The 25,190-nt window shown below is 38.3% G+C and carries 24 protein-coding genes; 13 read left to right on the forward strand and 11 right to left on the reverse strand.

Going from position 1 to position 25,190, the window contains the following annotated elements; genetic code table 11:
* Nucleotides 1–317: 317 nt before the first annotated feature.
* A complete protein-coding gene (locus OOA_RS14685) occupies nucleotides 318–977 on the forward strand; it encodes a PadR family transcriptional regulator (RefSeq protein WP_008912945.1) in 660 nt (219 codons plus the stop codon).
* Nucleotides 978–1,048: 71 nt separating this feature from the next.
* On the opposite strand, the gene yiaA is transcribed toward OOA_RS14685, so the two are convergent.
* Nucleotides 1,049–1,522: an inner membrane protein YiaA gene (gene yiaA / locus OOA_RS14690; RefSeq protein ID WP_008912946.1), complete on the reverse strand. Its 474-nt coding sequence runs from the start codon at nucleotides 1,520–1,522 to the stop codon at nucleotides 1,049–1,051.
* A gap of 431 nt (nucleotides 1,523–1,953) precedes the next feature.
* On the opposite strand from yiaA, the gene glnA reads away from it, so the two are divergent.
* The 11 genes from glnA to OOA_RS14745 all read left to right on the forward strand — a co-directional run bounded on the left by glnA (nucleotide 1,954) and on the right by OOA_RS14745 (nucleotide 13,355).
* Nucleotides 1,954–3,363: a glutamate--ammonia ligase gene (glnA, locus tag OOA_RS14695; protein ID WP_008912947.1), complete on the forward strand. Its 1,410-nt coding sequence runs from the start codon at nucleotides 1,954–1,956 to the stop codon at nucleotides 3,361–3,363.
* A gap of 175 nt (nucleotides 3,364–3,538) precedes the next feature.
* Complete coding sequence (gene glnL, locus OOA_RS14700; protein ID WP_008912948.1) at nucleotides 3,539–4,588, forward strand: nitrogen regulation protein NR(II); 1,050 nt, start codon at nucleotides 3,539–3,541, stop codon at nucleotides 4,586–4,588.
* Nucleotides 4,589–4,597: 9 nt separating this feature from the next.
* Nucleotides 4,598–6,043, forward strand: coding sequence for a nitrogen regulation protein NR(I) (gene glnG / locus OOA_RS14705; protein ID WP_008912949.1), 1,446 nt, complete (start codon nucleotides 4,598–4,600; stop codon nucleotides 6,041–6,043).
* Between the two features lie 692 nt (nucleotides 6,044–6,735).
* On the forward strand, nucleotides 6,736–7,260 hold the full coding sequence (locus OOA_RS14710) for a fimbrial protein (protein ID WP_008912950.1): 525 nt from the start codon (nucleotides 6,736–6,738) through the stop codon (nucleotides 7,258–7,260).
* Nucleotides 7,261–7,452: 192 nt separating this feature from the next.
* On the forward strand, nucleotides 7,453–8,121 hold the full coding sequence (locus tag OOA_RS14715; RefSeq protein ID WP_008912951.1) for a fimbrial biogenesis chaperone: 669 nt from the start codon (nucleotides 7,453–7,455) through the stop codon (nucleotides 8,119–8,121).
* Between the two features lie 24 nt (nucleotides 8,122–8,145).
* Nucleotides 8,146–10,644 (forward strand): fimbria/pilus outer membrane usher protein, encoded by a 2,499-nt coding sequence (locus OOA_RS14720; RefSeq protein WP_008912952.1) that lies wholly within the window; start codon nucleotides 8,146–8,148, stop codon nucleotides 10,642–10,644.
* A 14-nt stretch (nucleotides 10,645–10,658) separates the two neighbouring features.
* A complete protein-coding gene (locus OOA_RS14725) occupies nucleotides 10,659–11,630 on the forward strand; it encodes a fimbrial protein (protein ID WP_040691720.1) in 972 nt (323 codons plus the stop codon).
* Between the two features lie 9 nt (nucleotides 11,631–11,639).
* Entirely contained in the window at nucleotides 11,640–12,152 is a 513-nt protein-coding gene (locus OOA_RS14730; RefSeq protein WP_008912954.1) for a fimbrial protein, read from the forward strand.
* A gap of 10 nt (nucleotides 12,153–12,162) precedes the next feature.
* Entirely contained in the window at nucleotides 12,163–12,660 is a 498-nt protein-coding gene (locus OOA_RS14735) for a fimbrial protein (RefSeq protein ID WP_008912955.1), read from the forward strand.
* A 78-nt stretch (nucleotides 12,661–12,738) separates the two neighbouring features.
* On the forward strand, nucleotides 12,739–13,002 hold the full coding sequence (locus tag OOA_RS14740; RefSeq protein ID WP_008912956.1) for a helix-turn-helix domain-containing protein: 264 nt from the start codon (nucleotides 12,739–12,741) through the stop codon (nucleotides 13,000–13,002).
* A 68-nt stretch (nucleotides 13,003–13,070) separates the two neighbouring features.
* Nucleotides 13,071–13,355 (forward strand): helix-turn-helix domain-containing protein, encoded by a 285-nt coding sequence (locus OOA_RS14745; protein ID WP_008912957.1) that lies wholly within the window; start codon nucleotides 13,071–13,073, stop codon nucleotides 13,353–13,355.
* Nucleotides 13,356–13,420: 65 nt separating this feature from the next.
* On the opposite strand, the gene OOA_RS14750 is transcribed toward OOA_RS14745, so the two are convergent.
* Nucleotides 13,421–14,305 carry a LysR family transcriptional regulator gene (locus tag OOA_RS14750; protein WP_008912958.1) on the reverse strand — a complete coding sequence of 295 codons (885 nt, stop codon included), beginning with the start codon at nucleotides 14,303–14,305 and terminating at the stop codon, nucleotides 13,421–13,423.
* 183 nt (nucleotides 14,306–14,488) lie between these two features.
* On the opposite strand from OOA_RS14750, the gene ampC reads away from it, so the two are divergent.
* The gene (gene ampC, locus OOA_RS14755; RefSeq protein ID WP_008912959.1) at nucleotides 14,489–15,631 is read left to right on the forward strand and encodes a class C beta-lactamase; all 1,143 of its coding nucleotides are present in this window, start codon (nucleotides 14,489–14,491) and stop codon (nucleotides 15,629–15,631) included.
* A gap of 44 nt (nucleotides 15,632–15,675) precedes the next feature.
* Here ampC and hemN read toward each other — a convergent pair whose 3' ends face one another.
* The 9 genes from hemN to pstA form a co-directional block, all read right to left on the reverse strand.
* A complete protein-coding gene (hemN, locus tag OOA_RS14760; RefSeq protein WP_008912960.1) occupies nucleotides 15,676–17,049 on the reverse strand; it encodes an oxygen-independent coproporphyrinogen III oxidase in 1,374 nt (457 codons plus the stop codon).
* 533 nt (nucleotides 17,050–17,582) lie between these two features.
* Nucleotides 17,583–18,107 (reverse strand): Der GTPase-activating protein YihI, encoded by a 525-nt coding sequence (gene yihI, locus OOA_RS14765; protein ID WP_008912961.1) that lies wholly within the window; start codon nucleotides 18,105–18,107, stop codon nucleotides 17,583–17,585.
* A gap of 202 nt (nucleotides 18,108–18,309) precedes the next feature.
* The gene (locus tag OOA_RS14770) at nucleotides 18,310–19,644 is read right to left on the reverse strand and encodes an NCS2 family permease (protein ID WP_008912962.1); all 1,335 of its coding nucleotides are present in this window, start codon (nucleotides 19,642–19,644) and stop codon (nucleotides 18,310–18,312) included.
* 213 nt (nucleotides 19,645–19,857) lie between these two features.
* Nucleotides 19,858–20,616 carry an amino acid ABC transporter permease gene (locus OOA_RS14775; protein WP_008912963.1) on the reverse strand — a complete coding sequence of 253 codons (759 nt, stop codon included), beginning with the start codon at nucleotides 20,614–20,616 and terminating at the stop codon, nucleotides 19,858–19,860.
* Entirely contained in the window at nucleotides 20,617–21,369 is a 753-nt protein-coding gene (locus OOA_RS14780) for an amino acid ABC transporter permease (RefSeq protein ID WP_008912964.1), read from the reverse strand.
* A gap of 166 nt (nucleotides 21,370–21,535) precedes the next feature.
* Nucleotides 21,536–22,366: an ABC transporter substrate-binding protein gene (locus OOA_RS14785; RefSeq protein WP_008912965.1), complete on the reverse strand. Its 831-nt coding sequence runs from the start codon at nucleotides 22,364–22,366 to the stop codon at nucleotides 21,536–21,538.
* A gap of 391 nt (nucleotides 22,367–22,757) precedes the next feature.
* Nucleotides 22,758–23,480, reverse strand: coding sequence for a phosphate signaling complex protein PhoU (gene phoU, locus OOA_RS14790; protein ID WP_008912966.1), 723 nt, complete (start codon nucleotides 23,478–23,480; stop codon nucleotides 22,758–22,760).
* 13 nt (nucleotides 23,481–23,493) lie between these two features.
* Nucleotides 23,494–24,270: a phosphate ABC transporter ATP-binding protein PstB gene (pstB, locus tag OOA_RS14795; protein ID WP_008912967.1), complete on the reverse strand. Its 777-nt coding sequence runs from the start codon at nucleotides 24,268–24,270 to the stop codon at nucleotides 23,494–23,496.
* A gap of 37 nt (nucleotides 24,271–24,307) precedes the next feature.
* Nucleotides 24,308–25,189: a phosphate ABC transporter permease PstA gene (gene pstA, locus OOA_RS14800; RefSeq protein WP_008912968.1), complete on the reverse strand. Its 882-nt coding sequence runs from the start codon at nucleotides 25,187–25,189 to the stop codon at nucleotides 24,308–24,310.
* Nucleotide 25,190: the final 1 nt, after the last annotated feature.

Consider the following 25,190-nt stretch of genomic DNA (forward strand, 5'->3'; position numbering starts at 1 on the left):
TTTCCGCTCAAGTGGAATAAATGTGAAACTCATCACTGTATAAAAAGTTTTTAACTAAAAAACATTCAGTTGCGTAACAATGGCAGAATATATCAGAAAATAACCCGTATCAGTACTGAGAAATCACAAAGTAACAGGATAATACGCTATATATTAAATGTTAACAGCCAAAAAAAAGAATAAAAAATAGACTTTCTTTCGCAATTTCCACTTTTTAACCATTTTTTGCAATTTAGATATATCTAAATTGACCAATTAGATATATCGGAATATATTAAACTCAAGCTAATTCGATATATCTAAAGAAGGAGAATTATATGCGAATTCATTCCTGTCGTCACGTTTATCATTCACGCCACGAAGATGAGCATGGACACCAATGTTGCCACAGCGAAGGTCGCCATGGTCGTGGTGAAGATCACCGTCACGGAAAAGGTCACCATGAACATAGTGAAAGTCGTCATAAAGGCCGAGGACGTGGTTTACGTCGTCTATTCGACCATGGTGATCTACATATTATGGTACTCTCATTGGTTGCTAAAAAACCAAGTTATGGTTATGAAATAATCAAAGATATTCAGGAAGCCTCAAGCGGTCTTTATGTTCCGAGCCCTGGCGTGATCTACCCAACATTGACGCTACTAGAAGAACAAGGCTTCCTTGAATCTGAAGTCATTGAGCGTAATCGTAAAAGCTTCACAATCACCCAAGAAGGTGTAGAGCATTTACAGCAAAATCAAGAAACTGAGGCCATTATTTTTCGTAAATTAGCTAAAGCTCGTGATATGCAACATGGCGGCAATTTAGCAGAAGATATTGAAGTGGCTGTTCATCGATTCAAAGCGTTATTACGTCATAAAATGGTTTTAAAACAATTAAATGAAGATCAAACTCGCCAAATTGCACAAATCATTAATGATGCAGTAAAACAAATTGAACAAGTAAATACATTGTTAACCAATAATATTGATGATTAACGAATCAACCCTCTGTTTTTATTATTAATAATTAAGCATAAGGCCATGTCAACTATCATGGCCTTATTTGTTTACTCAATCGCTTTTTGAGATTCAGTTAAAACTTGAGGTTTAGATCGTTTAGACTGCATTGTCGAAATTGGTGCAATTTGTGACATGTCACGAATATTTTTCTGAATTGAAATTGAGCCAAATAAACATAAAAAGAAAGCAATACCATAGAACCCTTTTTCGCTTGGCAATAAATCCGCGTGATACAATCCAATAGCCATTAATGCAATAGAAATAAAAAATGCTAGCCCACAAGCAATATAGTATGACTGGGTTGTCGGGAGCCCTTCTTCCTTATCTCTAACCGTTTTTTGAATCGATATTGCCGAGAAAAGGCCTAAAATAAGCACCGCAAAGTAATAACCTTTTTCATTCAATTGCATCTCGGAGCGCCATAACCCTAAAAGATACACAACCACACCACCCACAACCGCTATCCAAGAAATTAAATGAAAGGCGTTGAATCTATATTCAGTTTTATTATCTTCCTGCATTTTTTATTCTCCATTTTAAAAATATAATTCTATCCGATTAACTTCTACTCAAAATAATAAATTTGTAACAATATATCTCCATAGGCAAAATAATTAGCACCAGATTAAAATGATAACTAGGTATAATTAAATTATTTCGATATATATGAAAGCCGATACCAATACAAATCAGCACCATTATGGTGCATCATTCTTTATAAGTCGCCCAACTTTGGTGCAAAAGAAGTAACTTCGCCCTCTATTAATTCGTCATTACATCGCAACAGCCAGTATTTACTCTATTTTGAAAAGTTGGCACAGTTTTCGCTTATACTTAATTATTAGAAGTGATACGTTGAAAAACGAATTCTGAACTTCAACTAACAATTGCAAAAAGCAAAGCAACCATATGTTGTTATTTTGCTGACCCTACCCGACCAGGAGAGCCGATAATGTCTGCAGAACATGTTTTATCGCTGATAGAAGAGCACAAAATCAAATTTATCGACATGCGTTTTACTGATACCAAAGGTAAAGAGCAACACATCACTATCCCTGCTCACCAAGTCAACGAAGACTTCTTTGAAGAAGGCAAAATGTTTGATGGTTCATCTATCGGTGGCTGGAAAGGTATTAACGAATCAGACATGGTATTGATGCCTGATACATCAACAGCGCTGCTAGACCCATTCTTCGCAGATCCAACGCTGATTATTCGTTGTGATATTCTTGAGCCAGGTACGATGCAAGGCTACGATCGTGACCCTCGTTCTATTTCTCAACGCGCAGAAGATTTCCTCCGTGCCAGTGGTATTGCTGACACCGTCCTGTTTGGACCAGAACCTGAATTCTTTATTTTTGATGATATCCGTTTTGGTAACAGCATGCACAGCAGCTATTATCACATTGATGATATTGAAGCCGCATGGAACACAGGGACCAAATATGAAGGTGGCAATAAAGGCCATCGTCCGGGTGTGAAAGGCGGTTACTTCCCTGTTCCACCTGTCGATTCATCACAAGATTTACGTTCTGCAATGTGTACTACCATGGAAGATATGGGGCTGGTTGTTGAAGCTCACCACCATGAAGTTGCTACTGCGGGTCAAAACGAAGTTGCATGTCGCTTTAATACCATGACCAAAAAAGCAGATGAGACTCAAATTTATAAATATGTCGTGCATAACGTTGCACATGCTTATGGTAAAACTGCAACCTTTATGCCGAAACCATTAGTTGGTGATAACGGTTCTGGTATGCATTGCCATATGTCACTTTCAAAAGACGGTATCAACCTGTTTGCAGGTGACAAATACGGCGGCCTATCTGAAATGGCTCTCTACTACATTGGTGGGATCATCAAACACGCTCGTGCATTGAATGCTTTTACTAACCCAACAACCAACTCATACAAGCGTTTGGTTCCAGGATACGAAGCACCTGTTATGTTGGCTTACTCAGCGCGTAACCGCTCTGCATCAATCCGTATTCCAGTTGTAGCGAGTACTAAAGCGCGTCGTATTGAAGTCCGTTTCCCAGACCCAGCAGCTAATCCATATTTAGCGTTTGCAGCACAGTTAATGGCGGGTCTTGATGGCATCATTAATAAGATCCATCCTGGTGATGCCATGGATAAAAACCTGTATGACCTACCACCGGAAGAAGCGAAAGAAATCCCAACAGTTGCTGGCTCTTTAGAAGAGGCATTGGCTGAGCTAGATAACAATCGTGAGTTCTTAACACGTGGTGGTGTCTTCACTAACGATGCTATCGATGCTTATATCGAATTGCTGCGTAGCGACATTCAACGCGTTCGCATGACACCGCATCCATTAGAATTTGAAATGTACTACAGTGTGTAACACGCCGTTCCACTGTTAGTCTTTGTTGCCGTGAAACATTTGCCCCATCTCTGATGGGGCCTTTTATCTCTAAACCTTTTCGGTGGCATACTCAAAGTCGATGTAGTTTATTCAAATGCAGCTTTGTTGGGTAGATCAAGTATAATGCACCAAAATAGTGCAGGAGCGAAATTACATGAAAACCGAACATTTGCCAGCACCAGAACATATTCTTGATTCACTATTAAATAGTGTATTGATAGTTGATTATGACCTTGTTATTCACTATGCCAACCACTCCGCCTTAGAAATACTCGCTCAGAGCCAACGCAAAATCTATGGCACACCATTGCCTGTTCTCTGTAGCTATTGCTCTTTAAATGATGAGCTAATGCTAAATAGCTTAAAAGAGGGCCATAGCTTTACTGATAACGAAGTCACTTTCGTATTTAGCAATCACTCACATGTGATGTCACTCAGTGCCCAACCTTTTTCAGCACAATTTATTTTGCTAGAGCTCTCTCAGCTCGATAGTCAACGTCGGCTCAGCCAAGAGCAAGCACAAAACGCGCAACAATTAGCAGCAAGAGAGCTTATTCGAGGCCTCGCACATGAAATTAAAAACCCATTAGGTGGATTAAGAGGTGCAGCACAGTTGCTCTCAAAAGCATTGCCTGACCCTCAATTAAATGAATATACACAAGTTATTATTGAACAGGCAGATAGGCTCAGAGCATTGGTTGATAGATTACTTGGACCCCAATACCCAGGTCCTAAAACGCAGCAAAGTATTCATCATAGCGCAGAAAATATTGTGCGATTAGTCTCATTAGAGAAACCGGACAATGTCACATTAGTTCGAGATTATGATCCAAGCTTACCTGATCTTGAATACTATCCAGACCAAATCGAACAAGTACTACTGAACATTATCCGTAATGCATTACAGGCTCTTTCAGATACAGGCGGTATGATTACTTTACGTACTCGCACCGCGTTCCAAGTCATGCTTCACGGTGAACGTTATCGATTAGCAGCTCGAATCGATATTGAAGATAATGGCCCGGGCATTCCTCTTGCAATACAAGATACTCTATTCTATCCCATGGTGAGTGGTCGTTTAGGTGGAACAGGTTTAGGGTTATCTATTGTTCACAGTTTAGTTGACCAGCATGCAGGTAAAATTGAATTTACTAGCTGGCCGGGTCATACCGAGTTTTCTATTTATCTGCCAATAAAAAAATAGGAGATAACAATGCAACAGGGAAAAATTTGGGTTGTTGATGATGATAGTTCTATTCGTTGGGTACTTGAGCGAGCCTTAAATAACGCCTCTTTTAATTGCACTTGTTTTAATAGTGCTGATGCTGTTCTTAAAGCACTAGAAAATGATCTCCCTGATGTACTGTTATCAGATATTCGCATGCCCGGTATTGATGGTTTAGCACTTCTCAATCAGCTAAAACAATCTCATCCATTGCTACCTATCATTATTATGACTGCTCATTCCGATCTTGATGCCGCGGTGAATGCCTATCAATCTGGAGCTTTTGATTATCTGCCTAAGCCTTTTGATATTGATGAAACAGTGGCATTAGTCGAACGAGCATTAAGTCACAGCCGCGAGCAAAACCATATTGAGCGCGACCCAAAACAAAAAGTTGATAGCGTATCTTCAACCATGATCGGCGAAGCGCCTGCGATGCAAGAGGTCTACCGTATTATTGGCCGCCTTTCACGCTCATCTATTAGTGTGCTAATTAATGGTGAATCAGGGACAGGTAAAGAACTGGTTGCACATGCATTGCATCAACATAGCCCTCGCGCTAGTCAGCCTTTTATTGCGTTAAACATGGCTGCTATCCCCAAAGATTTGATTGAATCAGAGTTATTTGGGCATGAAAAAGGGGCTTTTACAGGCGCAACTCAAGTCAGACAAGGCCGTTTCGAGCAAGCCAATGGAGGTTCGCTCTTTTTAGATGAGATTGGCGACATGCCTCTCGATATTCAAACACGTCTATTAAGAGTATTGGCTGAAGGACAATTTTACCGTATTGGTGGTTATACACCGGTTAAAGTTGATGTCCGTATCATTGCCGCAACTCACCAGCATCTCGAAAAACGCGTTAAAGAAGGCTTGTTTCGTGAAGATTTGTTCCATCGTTTAAATGTTATCCGTGTTCAGCTCCCACCACTAAGAGAAAGAATTGAGGATATCCCTCGCCTTGCACACTTTTTTTTGCAAAATACAGCAAAAGAACTCGGTGTTGATAGCAAAATACTCCACCCTGATAGTGAACGTATTTTACAGCACTACCATTGGTCAGGTAACGTCAGGCAGCTTGAAAACGTTTGCCGCTGGTTAACCGTTATGGCCGCTAGCCAAGAGATCTTACCTCAAGATTTACCGGAAGATCTTCTCGGTAATGATCAACAAGATGACATTGCAATTGAACCTATTGCACGTAACCACACGCAGAATAATAATATTCCTTGGTTTGAATTACTTGAGCATTGGACTGAAAACGCATTGGCTGATGGTAAAGAAAATTTGCTCGCTCAAACAATACCATTGATGGAATACACCATGCTCAACTGTGCTTTGAAATATACCAATGGGCATAAACAAGAGGCAGCTCGTTTATTAGGCTGGGGACGAAATACACTCACACGCAAGTTAAAAGAATTGGGTATCGAGTAAAAAAAGATAGGGAGTATCTCTCCCTATCAGCTTGTTTATTCTTTTTTAGATGAAAATGATTAACTTGGCAACTTCAAGACTGCTATTTTTAATTAACCTATTTTTTATCATTTACAACATGTTAATTCTATCTGAAGGGAATATCTATCACTCGATTACATCTTATTTTCATTTTATGAACAAACTATTTTAATCACTACAGATAACTCAGGTTTCATTTCTTAAATTAACCTTAAACGACTATCATAATAAAACATGTAACTTTATTTTTGTCTTTATAATAAACACCCCTCTTAAAGAGAAAGTCATAATAAGTCAAACTATGAATACCTCACCCCTCTTATAAAAAAACAAAAAAAACAAAAAACAAAACCATACACATTATGAGTTAGCTATAAGCCCAATCACGTAATATTAATAAATATAAAGAATATAACTTTTATTTATATTTATTAAATATATTACAAATTGTTAATTATCTTCACCCTTAAATTTAAAGCAAAAGAAACCTAACGGATAATGTGTTTTTTGATTTTTAAAACTACTGAAAAATAAAAAGCAATAGATTAATCTAAAAAAACACAAACTTGTTTATTGAGTGAAATAGTAACAAAATACCCTCGACTAGAGTAGATATGTAACAACTCTAATTAACCCAATTAAAATATAAATATTCTTTTCGGAGAAATTAAATGAAAAAAAAACTACTTGCATCATTAATTGCTGCAACATCTATTTTTGCAGTTAATAATGCATTGGCAGCTGATGGTACTATTGAATTTACAGGTGAAATTACTGATCAAGCTTGTGAATTCGCAACGGGTGCTAATGCATTAAAAGTAATTCTAGGCAAAGTATCTAAAACAGCATTGCCAGCTACAGGTGCTACTGCTGCTGCAACAAAATTCACTATTAAGCTGATTAATTGCCCTGCAACGGCTATCAGTGCAAAAGTCCAATTTGATGCTGATTCTTATGCAGGTGATGATGAAGTTATTGCACTGAAAGATGAAACTGATGTCGCAACAGGTGTTGGTATTCAAATTACAGATGACACAAATACGGTTGTTCCATTATTCACACCATCTAAAGCATATGCATTAAAACAAAGTGTCGAAAACAGCTTAGATTTTAGAGCTCGTTATATCGCTAAAACAGATGCAGTTACTGTTGGCCCAGCAAACGCTAACGCAACATTTACAATTAACTATAATTAATTTGATACACCTAAAATAATTATAAGCGTATCTAAGCACTAAGTAAAATGAACTGGATAACCTAGATAACTCTATAATCTAATTATCTAATTATCTAAATTCATTAAATTCATTAAATATAAATTGAAATATGACAGTTACTTAAGGCCTAAAAGGACTTAAGCCTTATATCCTTAATTCAATGGTGAAAATATGAGATTTTTTATTTGTTTTTTTATTTCAACAATAATAACCATTAATACAGCCTATGCTGGTGTGATAATTGGTGGCACTCGCGTTATTTACCTTGAAGGTAATAAAGATGTCAGTATTAGTGTACAAAATCCAGATAAAATCCCTTATTTAATTCAATCTTGGATAGAGGATGCACAAGGTGGTAAGCAATCGGACTTTACTATCACACCGCCTCTATTCAGGTTGAATCAAGAAAAAACTAATGCATTAAGAATATTTTTAACAGAAAATAAATTACCGAACAATCAAGAGTCTCTATTTTGGTTAAATATTAAAACAATACCTGCAACTGAAAGAACTGAAAATTCATTGCAAATCGCTTTTAAAACTCAAATGAAGTTAATTTATCGCCCTGCATCGATTAAAAATGTCAACTTCGCTGAAGAGCAAAAGAAACTAGTATGGTCAAGAAATGGCAATGACGTTATTGTCAAAAACCCAACACCGTATTATATAAATTTTCAAAGTATTTCTTTTAATAGCAAGAAGGCAGATGATATTTCATATGTAGCACCTTTTCAATCGACCTCATTTAAAATTAATGATTCATCAGCACATGGCGTTATTAAATGGGAAATTATTAATGATTATGGTTCTGCGGATATCACATCTGAAGTAAAAATATAAATTATTATAATTTTAGGTCTTCACATGAAAATAAATAAAATATGCATAGGCCTATTTTTATCCTTAGGCTATATCAACGCTTTACACGCGGAAAAAGAAACTTATTTTGACCCTGACTTTCTTGAATTACCGAACAAAGAATCTATTGATTTATCACAGTTCGAGAATAATGAACAATCAGCGGGTCGTTACTATGTTGATATTTATGTGAATAGTAATTTAATTGGTGCTAAAAATTTAAATTTTAAAAAAAATAGCCATAGCTCTCTATTACCTTGTTTATCTATTGCTGACCTCAAAGAGTTTGGTATTAAAACCGCGGATTACCCTGCGCTACAAGATGGAAATGATCAGTGTGTTAATTTATCCGCGATTCCTGAAGCAAAAAGCGAGTTCGAATTTCACTCACAGCGTCTGTATTTAAATATCCCTCAAATTGCGCTCGATAAAAATCCACGTGGTTATGTTGATTTAGCAGATATTGATAATGGTGTTAATGCATTATTACTGAATTATAGCTACAGTGGATCTAAAACCTATGACCGCAAAGGTGATGGGTCAAATAGTTCGTCTAATTATGTTAACTTACGACCAGGTTTTAATATTGGCGCTTGGCGGCTACGCAATTACACCACGTGGTCAAGCAGAGATGGAGAATCAAATAAATGGAATACGGTCTATACCTACGCCTCACGCAATATTAATAGTCTAAAAAGCCAAGTAACTCTAGGTGATAAAATTACACCATCATTAGTATTTGATAGTGTGCCATTTCGTGGCGCTCAAATGGCTACAGATGATGATATGTACCCTGAAAGTCTACGTGGTTACGCTCCTGTTGTTCGTGGCATTGCGCGTAGTAACGCACAAATTACTATTAGGCAAAACGGTTATATTATTTATCAAACCGATATTGCCGCAGGTCCCTTTGAAATTTCTGATCTATACCCAACTGGCAGTAGCGGTGACCTATATGTCACGATTAAAGAGTCTAATGGTGGTGAACAATCACAAATTGTTCCTTTTGCTTCTTTACCCGTATTACAGCGGGAAGGTTATGTCTCTTATAGTGTAACTGGTGGGCAATATCGTTCTTACGATAGCCATGTTGATAAAACCAAATTTGGGCAATTCACCTTAATCTACGGATTACCTTACGGGCTTACGGCATATGGCGGAAGCCAATTTAGCGAAAACTACCAGTCGTATTCTATAGGCGCGGGACAAAACCTAGGACAAATCGGCGCTATTTCAGTGGATATCACACAAGCCAATTCCACACTCAGTGATAATAAAAAATATCATGGGCAATCATATCGCTTTCGCTATAACAAAAATCTCAATGATATTGGTACGAATATCGCCTTAGCGGGTTATCGCTACTCGACTAATGATTTTTATAGTTTATCGGAAGTATTTGATAGTTACCGTGATACTAACTATATACCAGAAATTGAGCGACGTCGTAATCGTGGTGAAATCACACTAAACCAAAATTTAGGAACTACTTATGGTTCGGTTTCTGCTGGCTATGTTAGTGAAGACTATTGGAATAGCAATCGCAAAACCCAATCTGCAACACTTGGTTATAATAATAGCTGGCAGGGAGTTAGTTATAGTCTGAATTACACTTATAACAAAAATACTCATAGTTACTCTTACATTTCCAGCCCTCAAAATAAAAATGATGATAACCATCTGTTTGCATTTTCAATTAGCATTCCATTTGCTCTGTTTGAGGATACTGCCTATATCAATATGAATAGCAGTAACAGTAGCCAAGGCGATAGCTCCGGTAATATTGGTGTATCCGCTTCACAACTCAATAATCGTTTAAATTGGGGTATACAGCAGGGCTATACTAATAGAGGGCAAGGCGCATCAGGTAATCTTAATGCTTCCTATAAAGGACAGTATGGCGAGGTGTCAGGTGGTACAAGCTACAATAAAAATAACAATAATGTTTATTATGGCACTAACGGTAGCTTAGTCATACATTCCGGCGGTATTGTATTAGGCCAACAACTGGGGGAGACCGCTGCACTCGTCGAGATTCCGGATGCAAGTGGTGTACCTATCTCAAATCAAGCAGGAATCATTACCAATAACCAAGGCTACGCTTTAGTACCCTATATTACTGCTTATCGCAAAAATACCATTGATATTGATACCTCAGCACTACCTGAAAATACGGAAATGGAGTTGACCAGTCAAACAGTCGCGCCAAGTCGTGGTGCTCTTGCTAAAGCCAGTTTTGTTGCCAATGTCGGTTATCGTGCATTCATGGTTGTGACGTTTGCTGATGGCAAACCGATTCCTTTTGGTGCGCAAACTATTTTTGATGATAACAATAAGTTGAATGCCATGGTAGGTAATGATGGAGAGATTTATTTATCAGGTTTAGCTGAAAATGGCCGCTTTATTATTCAATATAACGATAAACAGCAATGTCATGTAAATTATAATTTAGCAGGGTTACCTAATTATTTAGGTTTGTATAAAACGAGGGCTGTTTGCCAATAATCGAGATAAATATGATGAACAAAATAATTTATAAATTAGCGGCGATAACGGGATGCCTATTTTTATATTCAGGATATATTAATGCGGCTTGTGTTCAAAATCCAAGCTTTAATAATATACAGTCAAGTCTCCCATCAAGAACATACACTATCCAATATGATGATGTTTCAGTAAAAAATTTGGATACTATCACTGTATCCTATGGCCCTGGATCCCTAACTTCACATAGCACTGGAAATAGTACCTGTGGTAGCTCCTACCTAAGAGGAGATTATTTAAATGGCTGGATACCAGATACGAATAAAATTGCTAAAACCAATATTTCAGGAATTGGCATCACCATTCAAACAGCTGGTATCGGTGATTTCAATACTAGCTTTGGCCCAGCAGCAAATAGCTGGACGGTTAATGGTACGAATTGGACTGTAGTCATTAAAAAAACGGGAGCAGTCACACAATCAGGGACGCTAAATTCAGGCACTGTTGCTAGGCTTACTCAAACTAATACTATACCGAGTAACTCAACATGGAATTTAGCAACTTTGAACATTCCAGCTAATGCAATTAAAATTAATGTTGTTAATTGTTCAATCAAAAATGAAAATATAAAAATTAATATGGGTGATTGGTATGATACTCAATTTAAAAATATTGGTGATATAAGCACTAATGTCGACATTCCGATTACACTTAGTTGTTTAGCAGGAACTAACATTAAAGCAACAATTACTAGTACTTCTGGTTATATTAATGCAGCTCAAGGGCAACTCGCTTTATCAGGGACAAATAAAGCAACAGGTATCGCAATTCAACTTGTAGATAAAAATAACACACCAATCCCTTTAAATACTAAAAATACTATCGTAAATAATACACCTGCGGGTGATTATATTTTTGGTTGGAAGGCTCGTTATATTAAAACTGCAAACACTATTACTCCAGGTTCTGCCAATGCGACCGCAACAGTTAATGTGCGTTATGAATAGGAGTTTAAAATGAAAAAGCCACTTATTAGTTTATTATTAATACATATTTCATTGATACCTTTAACATCAAAGGCAGAAACAAATATTACTTTAGATTTCTCTGGTAATATTAAAGCTGCTAGCTGTAATATTACGGGCGGGAATAATATTAATATTGATTTAGAACGTATTCCTGTTGATTTATTTAATACTCCCCAAAGTGGATCTGAGTGGCATGATTTTAATATTAATTTAACTAACTGCTCATCATCAATTAATCAGGTTAAGTTAACTTTCAGTGGCGCAGCTGATACAGGTGATCTAGATAGCCTCTATAAAAATCAAGGTACGGCAACGAATATAGCTGTACAACTACAAAATGGGGATGGATCGATTCCTTTAGGTAATCAAAAAATATTGACCGCAAGTGTCACCAATCAAGAGGCAACCATCCCTTTACGAACGCGTGCTTTTTCCGTTTCAGGTAATGCGATCCCAGGGTCAATATCAGCCAATATTACAGCAACTATTACTTATCTATAAAGGCGATATTATGAAACACATTACCATTTTATTTTCACTGTTAATTTACTCTGCATTTACATCAGCCGATGCAGTTAATATTAATGTTTCAGGTTATGTTGCTGCGATGCCATGTGAAATTGAAAGAAATAATTACTCTATTGATTTAAAAAAGGTCAATGCATGGAATATTAGAGATAGCCAAGTTTCACCTTGGGTCGATTTTTCGATTAAATTTAAAAACTGTCCCACAAAAACAACACAAGTAATTATGACGATTACTGGTACTAGTGATTTAATCAATGGTGACTATTTTATCAATACGGGTACATCAAAAAATTCCGCATTGAATTTAGTCAATACATTAAATAAAACATTGATAAAAAATGGTACAAAAATAATAGTAGCTGTAGATAATAACAGTCGTAGTGTCGAAATTCCACTTTCTGCAAGAATTGTCGGTTATGGTAACGGAATGAGTGTAGGAACATTTAGAAGTCATGTTGAGTTTACATTACTTTACAATTAATTTTTATTTAGAGAAAAATTAAGTCTCTAATGAAAGAGGGAGATTAATTTTATTTTTCTCTATCAAGGGGAATATACTATGCCTAATTATTATCCTATTTCGAAGATAATAGGAAAAAAAATCACCTACTATCGAAAAATGAAGGGAATATCATTAACCGAACTCGCTAAAGTTACCGGAGTAAGTGAACAACAACAGTCAAGATACGAAAGAGGTATTAATAGAATAAACTTACATAGGCTAAGTTTATATGCTGATTATTTTAATATTAATCTCAGTGAGTTTTTTATATTAAATGAAATTGAAATTGATGAAATTAATAATATTGATGTTATTAAATGATGATTTTTGAATTACGTCTCAGTAATCGTCATTAGTTATATGAAATAATTATAATGAGGTTCAATAACATGCATAAAAATATATCTAAAACTGTTGGTTTAAAAATACGAATATTGCGGGAAAGACATGGAATGACAGGTAAAGAACTGAGTCTTCTTTTAGGAATTAGCCAACAACACCAATCTCGCTATGAAAATGGGGACGTTAATATTCATGTTGAAACGATCTATTATCTAACTCAGATATTTGATATAAAACCTGATTATTTTTTTTCTGAATCCATATTAACTAATGAAAATAACATTCAAATCAATAAATCAAAAACCTATTATCAAGCTGAAACAATTATTTAATGGTTAACAAATATATTCCCCAGAATAAGATTATTATAGGTATTGATGCTGTATTGCATCAGTACCTATCCTTGTGATTTAACCTCGGTGAGTAACCAATTATGGAACGTTGCCATAGCTGGAGTTATTGGACGAGATTTTAAACGGCTAAGCCAATAACCCCCAAGAGTTACACTAATATCGAAGGGTTTTACTAATATACCTGCGCTAAGCTCATGCTCAAACATACAACTTGGCGCAAGCGCCACACCATCCGTTAATAGTGCAGCTTCCACCATCAGACGTGAGGAATCAAATACTGGACCTTTCACTCTCCACGGATCTAGTTTTGCTGCAATTTGCCATTTTTCCCATTCATCCTTACGATAAGAGCGCATTAAACATTGCTCTTTTAAATCTATCGGATCGATAAGTTGGTTAGCTACTTTTTCTGAACAGAGTACCGAGTGCGCTGCTAAAAATAATGCCGTATTATCCGTTAGTGACCACATCCCATCCCCAAAACGGATCGCAAAATCAACACCTTCAGCCGCTAAATTGACTACGTTATTATGGGTCATAATACGTAAGTCAATATAGGGATAAAGCTCAGCAAAAACAGATAAACGCGGTAGTAACCAGCCTACCGCAAAGGTTCCGACAACAGAGATACTCAAAACTTCATGATAATGACCATCTTCAAATTGTTGAAGCAATGACTCTATTTGGTCGAATGAACGACTTAATACAGGAAGCAATGCAAGCCCTTCATCTGTTAGCGCTAATCCTCTAGGAAGTCGAGTAAATAATACCAATCCAAGTTGATCTTCAAGTAAACGCACCTGCTGGCTAACGGCGGCTTGAGTAACATTCAATTCAAGACCTGCGCGTGTAAAACTCAGATGTCTAGCGGAGGCTTCAAACGCACGTAACGCATTTAGAGGAAGGCGGTAACGATAATTCCCTGACATAAGTTTTTCTTTTACCTCATCGAATTTTATATCGTTTCAAATAAAAAAATAAAATAGGCATACTCTTTCCTCAGAATGATTCCATATAGAAATAATCGATTCTGAGACCTATTTAAAATCGGTAAAACAGCATACCTGAATTTCATCAGCAATAACTAAAACTTTTACTTTAATGGATACTCTATGAAAAATTTTTTTCGTCAGGGGCAGCTTTTTATCGCCTTGGGTTTAGCATTTACATCAATTTCGGCCTCTGCACTGACACAAAAGGAAGTCGATGGAATCATTAGACCTTTGATGAAGCAAGAACAGATTCCGGGTATGTCTGTGGCTATTTCAATTGATGGTAAACAAGAAATTTACCACTATGGTATTCAGTCGACACAAACCAAAGTGCCGATTACCGACAGAACATTGTATGAGATAGGCTCGTTATCAAAAACGTTCACGGCAACTCTTGCTGCCTATGCCCAAACTCAAGGTAAACTGGATTTTGCAAAGAAAGTCAGTGACTATTTACCTGAATTAAAAGATAGCGCTTTTGATCATATTAGTATTATGAATCTAGCAACTCATACTTCAGGACTATCATTATTTGTACCTAAAGGCGTAGTAACCAGCACTCAATTAATGGACTATTTTCACCATTGGATCCCAGAAAAAACGATTGGCCAATATCGTTCCTATTCCAATCTAGGTACCGGACTACTGGGTATCGTGGCAGCAAAACAACTCAATATGCCTTTTTCTCAAGCGATGGAGAAGCTAATGCTACCTTCATTGGGTCTGAAACATACCTATATTCATGTCCCGAAAAACCAAGAAGAATATTATGCTCAAGGTTATAATAAGCAGAACCAACCCGTTAGAGTGACGCCAGACATTTTAGATGCGGAAGCTTATGGGTTGAAATCGAATGCTAAAGACTTAATCCGCTATTTAGAAATTAATATGCAGATGACCAAAGTCGCCAAATCTTGGCAGGAAGCGGTTGAAGATACCCATACGGGCATCTATTTAACCGATTCCTATATTCAAGCGATGATGTGGGAAAGCTATCCATGGCCAGTATCCCTTCCTCAATTATTGCAAGGGAACCGTGATGATATGGCATTGCAGCCACAAAAAGTGGAGTTAATACAACCACCTTTACCGCCTGAAACACGTGCCTTATATAATAAAACGGGTTCTACTAACGGCTTTGCATCTTATGCCGTATTTATCCCTGAAGAGAAAATTGCCATCGTGATATTGGCAAATAAATGGTATCCAATACCACAGCGCGTCACTGCCACTTATCAGTTACTCGAAAAAATAGATCGTTAATGATGATTAGTGGCTCCGGTATTAATTACAGAGCCATTATCAATTTAAATGACGCGAGAAAATTGACGTTGGCGCATTTGATTACGCAAATAAACATCAAAACACATACAAATATTACGGATCAGCAAGCGCCCTTGCGGTGTGACTTTAATCTCTTTTTCTGTAACTTCGACTAATCCATCTTCTAACATTGGTTTAAGTAATTCTAAATCTTCAGCGAAGTAAGTTTTAAAGTCGATTGGATATAGCGCTTCGATTTGTGCAAAATTTAACTGGAAGTTACAAATCAGCGTTTTGATTACATCACGGCGCAAGCAATCATCATTTGTTAATGCTAAGCCGCGCCATAAGGCATGGCCTTGATCTTCCACTTGCGCATAATAGGTTTTTAAATCTTTTTGGTTTTGAGCATAGCTATCACCTAACATGCTGATCGCCGACACGCCAAGTCCCAAGAGGTCACAATTCCCTTGCGTGGTATAACCTTGGAAATTACGATGCAAAACCCCCTCTCGTTGAGCAATAGCCAACTCGTCTTGTGGTTTAGCAAAGTGATCCATACCAATAAATTGATAACCTTCACGAGTTAGCGTTGTGATAGTTTCCTGTAAAATATCAAGCTTTTGCTCTGCATTAGGTAGGTCTTCATCCTTAATTTTACGTTGCGCAGCAAACAAATTAGGCAAGTGAGCATAATTAAATACACTTAAACGATCTGGTGACAATTCGATCACTTTCTTCAACGTAAAAGCAAAACTTTCTGGCGTTTGCTTTGGTAAGCCATAAATAAGGTCAATACTAGTTGATGTAAAGCCTATTTGTTTCGCACGATTAATAAGTGCAAAAATAAAATCTTCATCTTGCTCACGATTGACTAACACTTGTACTTCTTTATTGAAATCTTGAACGCCCATGCTCAAGCGGTTAAACCCTTCGCTGCGCAAGTGATCAATCATATCAAGCTCAATTTCACGAGGGTCTATCTCAATGGACATCTCAACATCATCCGCAAAATGAAAGTGACCTTTCAATAGAGAAACTAAGTGGCTAACTTGCGTTTTATCGAGATAAGTTGGTGTACCGCCACCCCAATGCATTTGTGTCACTGTACGATTTCTTAATAAGGCAGCACGCTGGATAATTTCTTTCTCAATAACCTGCAAATATTCATCGGCTTTATGTTTTTGGCGCGTAACCAGCTTATTGCAACCACAGAAATAGCAGAGCTTATGGCAAAAAGGAATATGCACATAGAGTGATAATGGATTTTCAGGATAGCGCTGCGTTGCTGCGATAAATGCATTCTCATCATAGTCTTGATTAAATTCTAAGGCGGTCGGGTATGACGTATATCGCGGCCCTGAATAGTTATACTTTTGGATAAGAGAAAGATCCCAAACGATATTTTCTTGTGACATTAACACTCCTCAATTACGCCCAATACCCGAAAGCTCGCTTACGGACAGGATCTTATAAGTTATTTTATTGGCGAATTATTATACCAAAAATAATTCTTGTTGCATGTAAGCGACTGATGAAGATACCTCGATAGATATAAAAATTTAAATATTTCAGGTAACTAGCACGGTCTTTATATTTACTGAACAAGCTATAAAACTTGAAATTTCATATGAAGACATTGAAATTATAACTTACGATTGGATTAGCAGATTTGATGCAGCACCAAGAATGAATTTGATTGAGTGAAATTCAAACAACATCTTTATCATATAAAATTCACAAAATAGCACATGTTATAGATTGCTTTGAGATATGCTGATAGTGATTCAGGTATAGAGGTCGCTGAAAATAATGAATGTGTTCGAATATAAGTAGGGAGTATATCAAATAGAGAATAATGGCTAATTCATGCTTTTTTGATTAATGATAGCGCCTACTTTAGTTGTTAACTTTAACAAATCGAAAGCAGGCACTTACATCTTAAAATCAATTACTTACTTTTTAAGATACGCATGATGTCATCAAGCTTATCTTCTTCTTCCTCTTCTTCATCTTCGAGTTCGATGCCTAAAATGGTCATCAGCTCATCGATGCGATCTAAACAAGTATCGATATATTCTTGCTCTTTCGCAGTGACAGTTTCACCATCTTCTAAACGTGCTAACAAGCTATCTAAGCGGTCATCTTGCTCTAGCATTGCTAACTCTTGTTCAGGTGATAACTTCACTTTTGTAGTAGGTTCTTTTACCTTAGCTGGGCGAGTCGTTACAGCCTTATCATCGACAACTAAAGGAACTGGCTTTTTACTACCTAAGCGTGGATCGGCAGCTTGGTTTTGACCATTTTTTGAGCCATTACCAGAGTTATCTTGGTAGCGATTACCCGCTTTATGGCCACTATGTTTCTTCTCGCGTTTACGCTCGCGCCCTTCCGCATTCAGTTCTTCTTTCGACTTGCGGTACTTTTTCTTTGTTTTGCCGACTGTTTTGCTGGCCGGTTTTTTTGGTAAATTCATGATCTGATACCTTGATAATGTCAGTTTCTGCTGCGGAATCTAGCAGAATCCCTCTTACTGCGAAAGCACTGCGCAGCAATAAATACAGTTTTTTTTAATTCTGCTTCTCAGCCACGGCAAGACAACGTTAAGTATAGCTTGAATTGATGGCGATTGGTGGGAAAACGGCCTCTAAATTGAAGCCGTTTTACAAAGAATTGAACTAAGCGTCAACCAGTACCATTTTTAAAATAAATAGTATCGAAACTAAGATGACACATGGTCCCAGCTCACGCCAGCGGCCAGTTCCGATTTTCATTGCACAATAAGCAATAAAGCCAAGTGCGATACCTTCCGTAATAGAGAAACTAAATGGCATCATCACTGCCGTAATGAATGCAGGTACCGACTCAGTTAAATCTTCCCATTTAACACGAGTTAGACTTGATGTCATTAATACGCCAACATAGATCAGTGCGCCTGCGGTTGCATAAGCAGGTACCATACCAGCCAGCGGAGAAATAAACATCGTCAGTAGGAATAATACACCCACGACAATGGCAGTTAAGCCTGTACGTCCACCAATAGAAACCCCTGAAGTACTTTCAATATAAGCAGTAACAGAAGAGGTTCCCATTGCGGAGCCAGCTACTGAACTTAAGCTATCAACATACAATGCTTGTTTCATTCGCGGGAAAGTACCACGAGAATCACTGATACCCGCTTTATCTGTTACGCCAATCATGGTGCCTGAAGAGTCAAATAAGTTAACTAGCATGAAGGCAAAAATAACACCAGAAAGTGCAAGGTCGAGAGAGCCCATGATATCAACTTGGCCAACTACAGTCATGACACTCGGTGGCATCGAGAAGATACCCGTAAATTGGACATCGCCCAATGCAAGACCAATCAACGTAGTCACCACAATCGAAACTAATACTGCAGCATGAATATTACGCGCTGCTAATATGGCAATAATAAAAAAGCCAAGCGCACCTAACCATACGTTGTGATGAGTGAAGTTACCGATGGACACTAAAGTATCTGGATTTGCCACGATAATGCCTGAATTTTTCAAACCCATCATGGCAATGAATAAGCCAATACCGCTGGTGATACCTACACGTAAGCTTAGAGGGATATTAGCAATGATCCAGTAACGGATACGGAAAAGCGTCAGAATAAATAGACCAACAGCCCCCCAGAATACAGCACCCATCGCCACTTGCCATGAATAGCCCATTGCACCAACTACCACAAAAGCAAAGAAGGCGTTTAACCCCATTGCAGGAGCAATAGCAATCGGTAAATTAGCGAGTAATCCCATCAGAATACTGCCGAATGCAGCGATCAAGCAGGTGGTCACGAAAACAGCTTGGATATCCATTCCCGCGATAGATAATATTTGTGGATTAACAAAGACGATGTAGACCATCGTTAAAAAAGTAGTGAAACCGGCAACCACTTCTGTTCGCACTGTTGTGCCGTGTTCTTGTAATTTAAAAACACGTTGGAACAGACTCTGCTGCGGCATAGAGCCAGGAGATTGATTACTCATTAGATATTGCGCCCAAAAAAAGTTTTTTTCGCCCTATCCTACAACAAACAAATCGAGAGTGTTACCGTTAAAATGAAAAAAAGAAAACGTTTGCGTAAATGCTATCGTATAAAATGGGATAACTTACTGATACAGCAAGATGAATTCGAATAAATTAAAAAAAAGAAATTTTCAAACGGATAGTGGCGACTACGTTCAATCGCCACATTCTGATTATCGAGGTGATATCATCATTTTTTGCTTACGCCAAAATAATAATGACCTTTTTTTAGCTGATGATTTTTTGATTGCATGATCGCTGCTGAGCCTCTTTGCCACAAGGTTGGCAACGATTTCTAAAGTCATGCACATCACAAAATAAACAAAAGCAACAAAGAGGAAAACTTCAAGTGGATAGATCATTTCACGATTATTCACCTGAGTCGCCAAAAATGACAACTCCGCCACACCAACAATATAAGCCAGTGAAGTATCTTTAATTAACGCAACCCACTGATTTATAAAAGATGGAACCATCATTCGTAGAGCTTGAGGTAATACAATTTGCCATAGCACTTGCCAGCGGCTGAACCCCAAAGACAACCCAGCCTGCCATTGCCCCTTACCTATGGCTAAAATACCGGCTTTTACTGCATGGGCTAAATAAGCTGAAGTAATTAAAGCTAATGCACAAATCACCGAAGTAATACCCGGAATTTCCATTCCTAGCACGGCAGGCAAGAAGAAATAGGTCCAAAAAATCAACATAATGACGGGAATAGCACGGAAAAAACCTAAAACAGCAGCAAAAAGGTTCATCCAAAAGCCACGTAACATGGCTAATGCCACACCTGCTAATGTTCCTAAGACAATTGAAGCCGCACCTGCGATTAAACTGATTATTAACGTAAGAGCTGCACCTTCAATTGGACCATCTGGAAATGCGCCAAATAGTAGGTATTGCCAGTTTTGCTCTATAACAGAAAAATCCATTTACACTCCCTCCACTAAATTGCGTTGCGCTCGCCACTGACCCCAACCTTCCATCACCGCAATAATCGCAATATAGAGCACCGTTGCGAGGCCGAATGCCGTGAAGGTCTGTAAGGTTTGGCTTTCAACTTGGCGCGATACATAAGACAATTCAGCCACACCAATCGCCATGGTTAATGAGGAGTTTTTTACCACGTTCATATATTGCCCAAGTAGTGGTGGCATGGCGATTTTAACTGCTTGAGGCAAAACAATATGCTTCATCGCCTGCCAGCCTGTTAGGCCTAATGCGAAAGCTGCATATTTTTGTCCTTGGCGTACACCACGAATACCAGCGCGGATCTCTTCAGCAATAAATGGCACGGTATACAATGTCAATCCAACAAAGCCCGCTAAAAATTCAAACGAAGGCCACCCTAAAGTAATACCTGCAATAGTGATTTGATGAGGGGTATTTAACCATGTCATAACATCAGAGGAGAGAATTTCACCTGAAGCAAAATACCAAAAAAAGAGTTGTACCAGTAAAGGGGTATTACGAAAAATGGAAATATAGATGGTCACGACCCAGCGCAATGGAGCAATTTGGCTATCCCTCGCAGAAGCAACCAAAAACCCTAATAGCGTTGAAGCAATAATGGTACAAACGGAAATCCAAATCGTTAGCAAGAAACCATAGCCGAACCATTCCAGATATTCGGGAGCCAAAAAGTGCTCAGAAAAAAATTCGCCGCTAATAAATTTCTCAAACATATATGATGCCTTTTATCCTCTGTACAGTAAGACCTCTAAGTACGAGGAAGATACCAAAACCAATAACCCCACACTATAGTGCGGGGTTATTTACTGTACTTTTCATCATAGAATCACAACTAAAACGATAATGACTAACCGAATACGTTGTTTATCTATACTTCAGTTACTTTTGCTGATCCAGTGGTGCAAATTTGAAGTCACCACGTGGCTGAGCGGCTTTAGTTTCTGGGCCAAACCAGCGCTCATAGATAACTTCCGCTTTACCCTCTTTTTCCAGTGTCAATAATGCTTCATTCACATTTTCAACTAAACGTGTTTCACCTTTCGCTGCTGCAACACCTTGGTATTCACGTGTGATACTAAATGGTGAGATTTCAAAGTCAGCTTTGACTTTTTCTGGCAAGTTACCTAGTAAACCAACTAATTTTGCATCATCCTGAGTAATGGCTTGGACGTTACCATTGCGCAGGGCAGCAAATGCTTGAGGTGTGTCATCATAAGAGATGACTTTAGTATCTGGATAACGCTCACGCAGTGTGACTTCTTGAACAGTCCCTTTATCAGCACCAATACGTAGAGGTGCGATATCATCAGCTGTTTTCAGCACGCCTTTACGGGCGATAAATTTTTGTCCTGTTGCAAAGTCAGGGATAGAGAAATCAACTTGTTTAGCGCGTTCATCTGTAATAGTGAAGTTTGCCCCGATTAAATCAACTTTGCCTGAGGTTAACAATGGAATACGATTCGCTGGGTTAGTTGGGCGCAACTCTAATTTGACACCAAGATTATCGGCAATCGCTTGAGCGATATCCACATCGTAGCCCGCAAGTTTTTTAGTTTCTGGGTCAATAAACCCAAATGGTGGATTACTGTCAAATACAGCAATACGAACTACACCCGCTTGCTTGATATCATCGAGTTTGTCTGCGTTGGCGACATTGGCCACCAGAGCAAGACCTGCAAGTAATGCGGTTGTTAAAAAGCGAACTTTCATTGAACACCTCTGATGGTAAATTTATGTAAATCGACAAGCTGAACTTATCAAGGAACCCTTATTTCTTGAAATATTATTATTTGATATGCTTATATCAAAAAGGAATATAGCATTTGACTTAGGGTTATATAATCATTAGATATGTGGTCGCTTAAGTCATAGTTATTGATTTATATAACCTAAATAATATGGGTTATAGTTAGAGGGTAAATATATAATCACTGAAGGTGCTTAAATAACGATGTAATTAAAGTTGATGAATGGAGATTTCTATTAATAAATGCATATAAAAATTCTATCTATGGCGATTTTTCCATATGCCCTAAATAATTCGAGCCGCAGCGCTATATTTAAAATACGCGCGCCGCGGCTCGAATTATGACCGGCATATTTATTCGTCGTCTTTCTTAGTCAACATCTTCTCTAGCTTATCACCACCTACGTGACGGAAATCTTGCCCCTTCACATAATAGAAAATAAATTCGCAGATGTTTTGGCAACGATCACCAATGCGCTCAATCGAACGCGCACAGAACAGTGCTGTTAATACGCTTGGGATAGTTCGCGGGTCTTCCATCATGTAAGTCATTAATTGACGAACAATACCTTCGTATTCTTGGTCAACTTTTTCGTCTTCCCGATAAATACGAATGGCTTCTTCGAGATCCATACGAGCAAATGCATCCAAAACATCATGTAGCATCTGCACTGTATGGCGCCCTAATGACTCAAGGCTCACCAGTAAAGGTTGGTGCTGCTGAGAGAATTTCTCCAGTGCCGTTTGACAAATTTTATCCGCTACATCGCCAATTCGCTCTAATTCTGCAATTGTTTTTGAAATTGCCATAATCAGGCGCAAATCGCTCGCAGTAGGCTGGCGTTTGGCGATAATCTTGACGCATTCTTCATCGATAGACACTTCCATCATGTTGACTTTGTGATCATTTTCGATAACTTCACGCGCAAGAGCCGCATCCTGATTATGCATTGCAGTGATAGCTTTGGTGAGCTGTTCTTCAACCAGCCCTCCCATTGTCATCAATTCAGTATGGATATGTTCCAGTTCAGCGTTGAACTGCCCGGAAATATGTTTGTTGTGATTCAGCGTATCCATCGTCGGCTCCATATCAACCGTATCGGCCAGTAATATAATCTTCAGTTTGTTTCATTGCAGGGGTGGTAAACATCTTGTCTGTATCATTAAACTCAATCAACTCACCTAAATACATAAAGGCCGTATAATCAGAACAACGTGCAGCCTGTTGCATATTGTGGGTAACAATTACAACGGTATACTCTGACTTTAACTCACTGATCAATTCTTCAATGCGCCCAGTTGAAATTGGGTCAAGCGCTGAACACGGCTCATCAAGGAGTAAAACTTCTGGGCGGATTGCAATACCACGAGCAATACATAAACGTTGTTGTTGACCACCTGAAAGGCTGTAACCACTCTGATGCAATTTATCTTTGGTTTCGTTCCACAATGCTGCTTTAGTCAATGCCCATTGAACACGTTCATCCATATCGACACGTGATAATTTTTCAAACAGACGCACGCCAAACGCAATATTGTCATAAATAGACATTGGGAATGGAGTGGGCTTTTGGAATACCATTCCGACCTTCGCACGTAACAATGCGATATCTTGTTTATCGGTCAGTATATTTTGGCCATCCAGTAAAATTTCGCCTTCTGCACGTTGCTCACCATACAGTTCATACATTTTATTAAAAGTACGCAATAACGTGGACTTACCACAACCTGATGGGCCGATAAACGCTGTAACTTTGTTTTTTTCGATATCCAGCGAGATATTTTTTAACGCATGGAATTTTCCATAATAAAAATTAAGGTCGCGTACTTCAATTTTACTGTTTGTAATTTGATTCGCATTAATCATGGCAACTTCTCTCTATAAATCTCTATTCAATCCGGGTTTAGTGTTTTTTCTGGGCAAACACAACGCGTGCGATAATGTTAATTAACAGGACACATAGGGTGATTAAGAGAACCCCTGCCCATGCCAGTTCTTGCCATTCAGAGAACGGACTCATCGCAAATTTAAAGATAGTGACAGGTAAGTTAGCAATTGGCTCGCTCATGTCGGTACTCCAGAACTGGTTCGACAGTGAAGTGAACAGTAATGGCGCGGTTTCTCCCGCGATACGAGCGATAGCTAACAAAATACCTGTAATAATCCCGGATACAGATGCTTTTAGCGTAATAGATAAAATCATTTTCCATTTTGGCGTACCTAGTGCATATGCTGCTTCACGTAGGCTATCCGGCACTAGTTTCAACATGTTTTCAGTTGTGCGGATAACTATTGGAATTTGTAGCAGTGCTAACGCGATAACGCCTGCCCAGCCAGAGAAGTGCTGCATTTGCGCAACCACAATGGTATAGACAAACAGACCGACAACAATTGATGGTGCAGACAATAAGATGTCATTAATAAAACGGGTTACAGAAGCCAACCACGATTTACGTCCATACTCTGCCAAATAAATCCCAGCGAGGATCCCAAGCGGTGTACCTACAACTGTCGCCCAAAAAATGAGCAATCCACTCCCCACGATGGCGTTGGCTAAACCGCCTCCTGGTGTGTTTGGCGGAGGAGTCATTTCGGTAAACAAGTTCAGGGACATCCCATCAATCCCTTTCGTTACCGTCGAAAATAAGATCCAAACTAACCAAAATAGGCCGAATACCATAGTTAATATCGAGATGAACAATGCCATTCTATTTACTTGGCGACGCCAAGCTTGACGACGAGCTCTTTCTTTCTCATTCACAACAAATTGCTGAGATGTCGACATA

Origin of the sequence: Providencia burhodogranariea DSM 19968, from assembly GCF_000314855.2 — a bacterium.
In the GTDB taxonomy this organism is placed as follows: domain Bacteria; phylum Pseudomonadota; class Gammaproteobacteria; order Enterobacterales; family Enterobacteriaceae; genus Providencia; species Providencia burhodogranariea.

Excerpts from the sequence above, each read along its gene's own strand:
- OOA_RS14685 (WP_008912945.1), top strand. The coding sequence starts at position 318 with ATGCGAATTCATTCCTGTCGTCACGTTTATCATTCACGCCACGAAGAT.
- yiaA (WP_008912946.1), bottom strand. The coding sequence starts at position 1,522 with ATGCAGGAAGATAATAAAACTGAATATAGATTCAACGCCTTTCATTTA.
- glnA (WP_008912947.1), top strand. The coding sequence starts at position 1,954 with ATGTCTGCAGAACATGTTTTATCGCTGATAGAAGAGCACAAAATCAAA.
- glnL (WP_008912948.1), top strand. The coding sequence starts at position 3,539 with ATGAAAACCGAACATTTGCCAGCACCAGAACATATTCTTGATTCACTA.
- glnG (WP_008912949.1), top strand. The coding sequence starts at position 4,598 with ATGCAACAGGGAAAAATTTGGGTTGTTGATGATGATAGTTCTATTCGT.
- OOA_RS14710 (WP_008912950.1), top strand. The coding sequence starts at position 6,736 with ATGAAAAAAAAACTACTTGCATCATTAATTGCTGCAACATCTATTTTT.
- OOA_RS14715 (WP_008912951.1), top strand. The coding sequence starts at position 7,453 with ATGAGATTTTTTATTTGTTTTTTTATTTCAACAATAATAACCATTAAT.
- OOA_RS14720 (WP_008912952.1), top strand. The coding sequence starts at position 8,146 with ATGAAAATAAATAAAATATGCATAGGCCTATTTTTATCCTTAGGCTAT.
- OOA_RS14725 (WP_040691720.1), top strand. The coding sequence starts at position 10,659 with ATGAACAAAATAATTTATAAATTAGCGGCGATAACGGGATGCCTATTT.
- OOA_RS14730 (WP_008912954.1), top strand. The coding sequence starts at position 11,640 with ATGAAAAAGCCACTTATTAGTTTATTATTAATACATATTTCATTGATA.
- OOA_RS14735 (WP_008912955.1), top strand. The coding sequence starts at position 12,163 with ATGAAACACATTACCATTTTATTTTCACTGTTAATTTACTCTGCATTT.
- OOA_RS14740 (WP_008912956.1), top strand. The coding sequence starts at position 12,739 with ATGCCTAATTATTATCCTATTTCGAAGATAATAGGAAAAAAAATCACC.
- OOA_RS14745 (WP_008912957.1), top strand. The coding sequence starts at position 13,071 with ATGCATAAAAATATATCTAAAACTGTTGGTTTAAAAATACGAATATTG.
- OOA_RS14750 (WP_008912958.1), bottom strand. The coding sequence starts at position 14,305 with ATGTCAGGGAATTATCGTTACCGCCTTCCTCTAAATGCGTTACGTGCG.
- ampC (WP_008912959.1), top strand. The coding sequence starts at position 14,489 with ATGAAAAATTTTTTTCGTCAGGGGCAGCTTTTTATCGCCTTGGGTTTA.
- hemN (WP_008912960.1), bottom strand. The coding sequence starts at position 17,049 with ATGTCACAAGAAAATATCGTTTGGGATCTTTCTCTTATCCAAAAGTAT.
- yihI (WP_008912961.1), bottom strand. The coding sequence starts at position 18,107 with ATGAATTTACCAAAAAAACCGGCCAGCAAAACAGTCGGCAAAACAAAG.
- OOA_RS14770 (WP_008912962.1), bottom strand. The coding sequence starts at position 19,644 with ATGAGTAATCAATCTCCTGGCTCTATGCCGCAGCAGAGTCTGTTCCAA.
- OOA_RS14775 (WP_008912963.1), bottom strand. The coding sequence starts at position 20,616 with ATGGATTTTTCTGTTATAGAGCAAAACTGGCAATACCTACTATTTGGC.
- OOA_RS14780 (WP_008912964.1), bottom strand. The coding sequence starts at position 21,369 with ATGTTTGAGAAATTTATTAGCGGCGAATTTTTTTCTGAGCACTTTTTG.
- OOA_RS14785 (WP_008912965.1), bottom strand. The coding sequence starts at position 22,366 with ATGAAAGTTCGCTTTTTAACAACCGCATTACTTGCAGGTCTTGCTCTG.
- phoU (WP_008912966.1), bottom strand. The coding sequence starts at position 23,480 with ATGGATACGCTGAATCACAACAAACATATTTCCGGGCAGTTCAACGCT.
- pstB (WP_008912967.1), bottom strand. The coding sequence starts at position 24,270 with ATGATTAATGCGAATCAAATTACAAACAGTAAAATTGAAGTACGCGAC.
- pstA (WP_008912968.1), bottom strand. The coding sequence starts at position 25,189 with ATGTCGACATCTCAGCAATTTGTTGTGAATGAGAAAGAAAGAGCTCGT.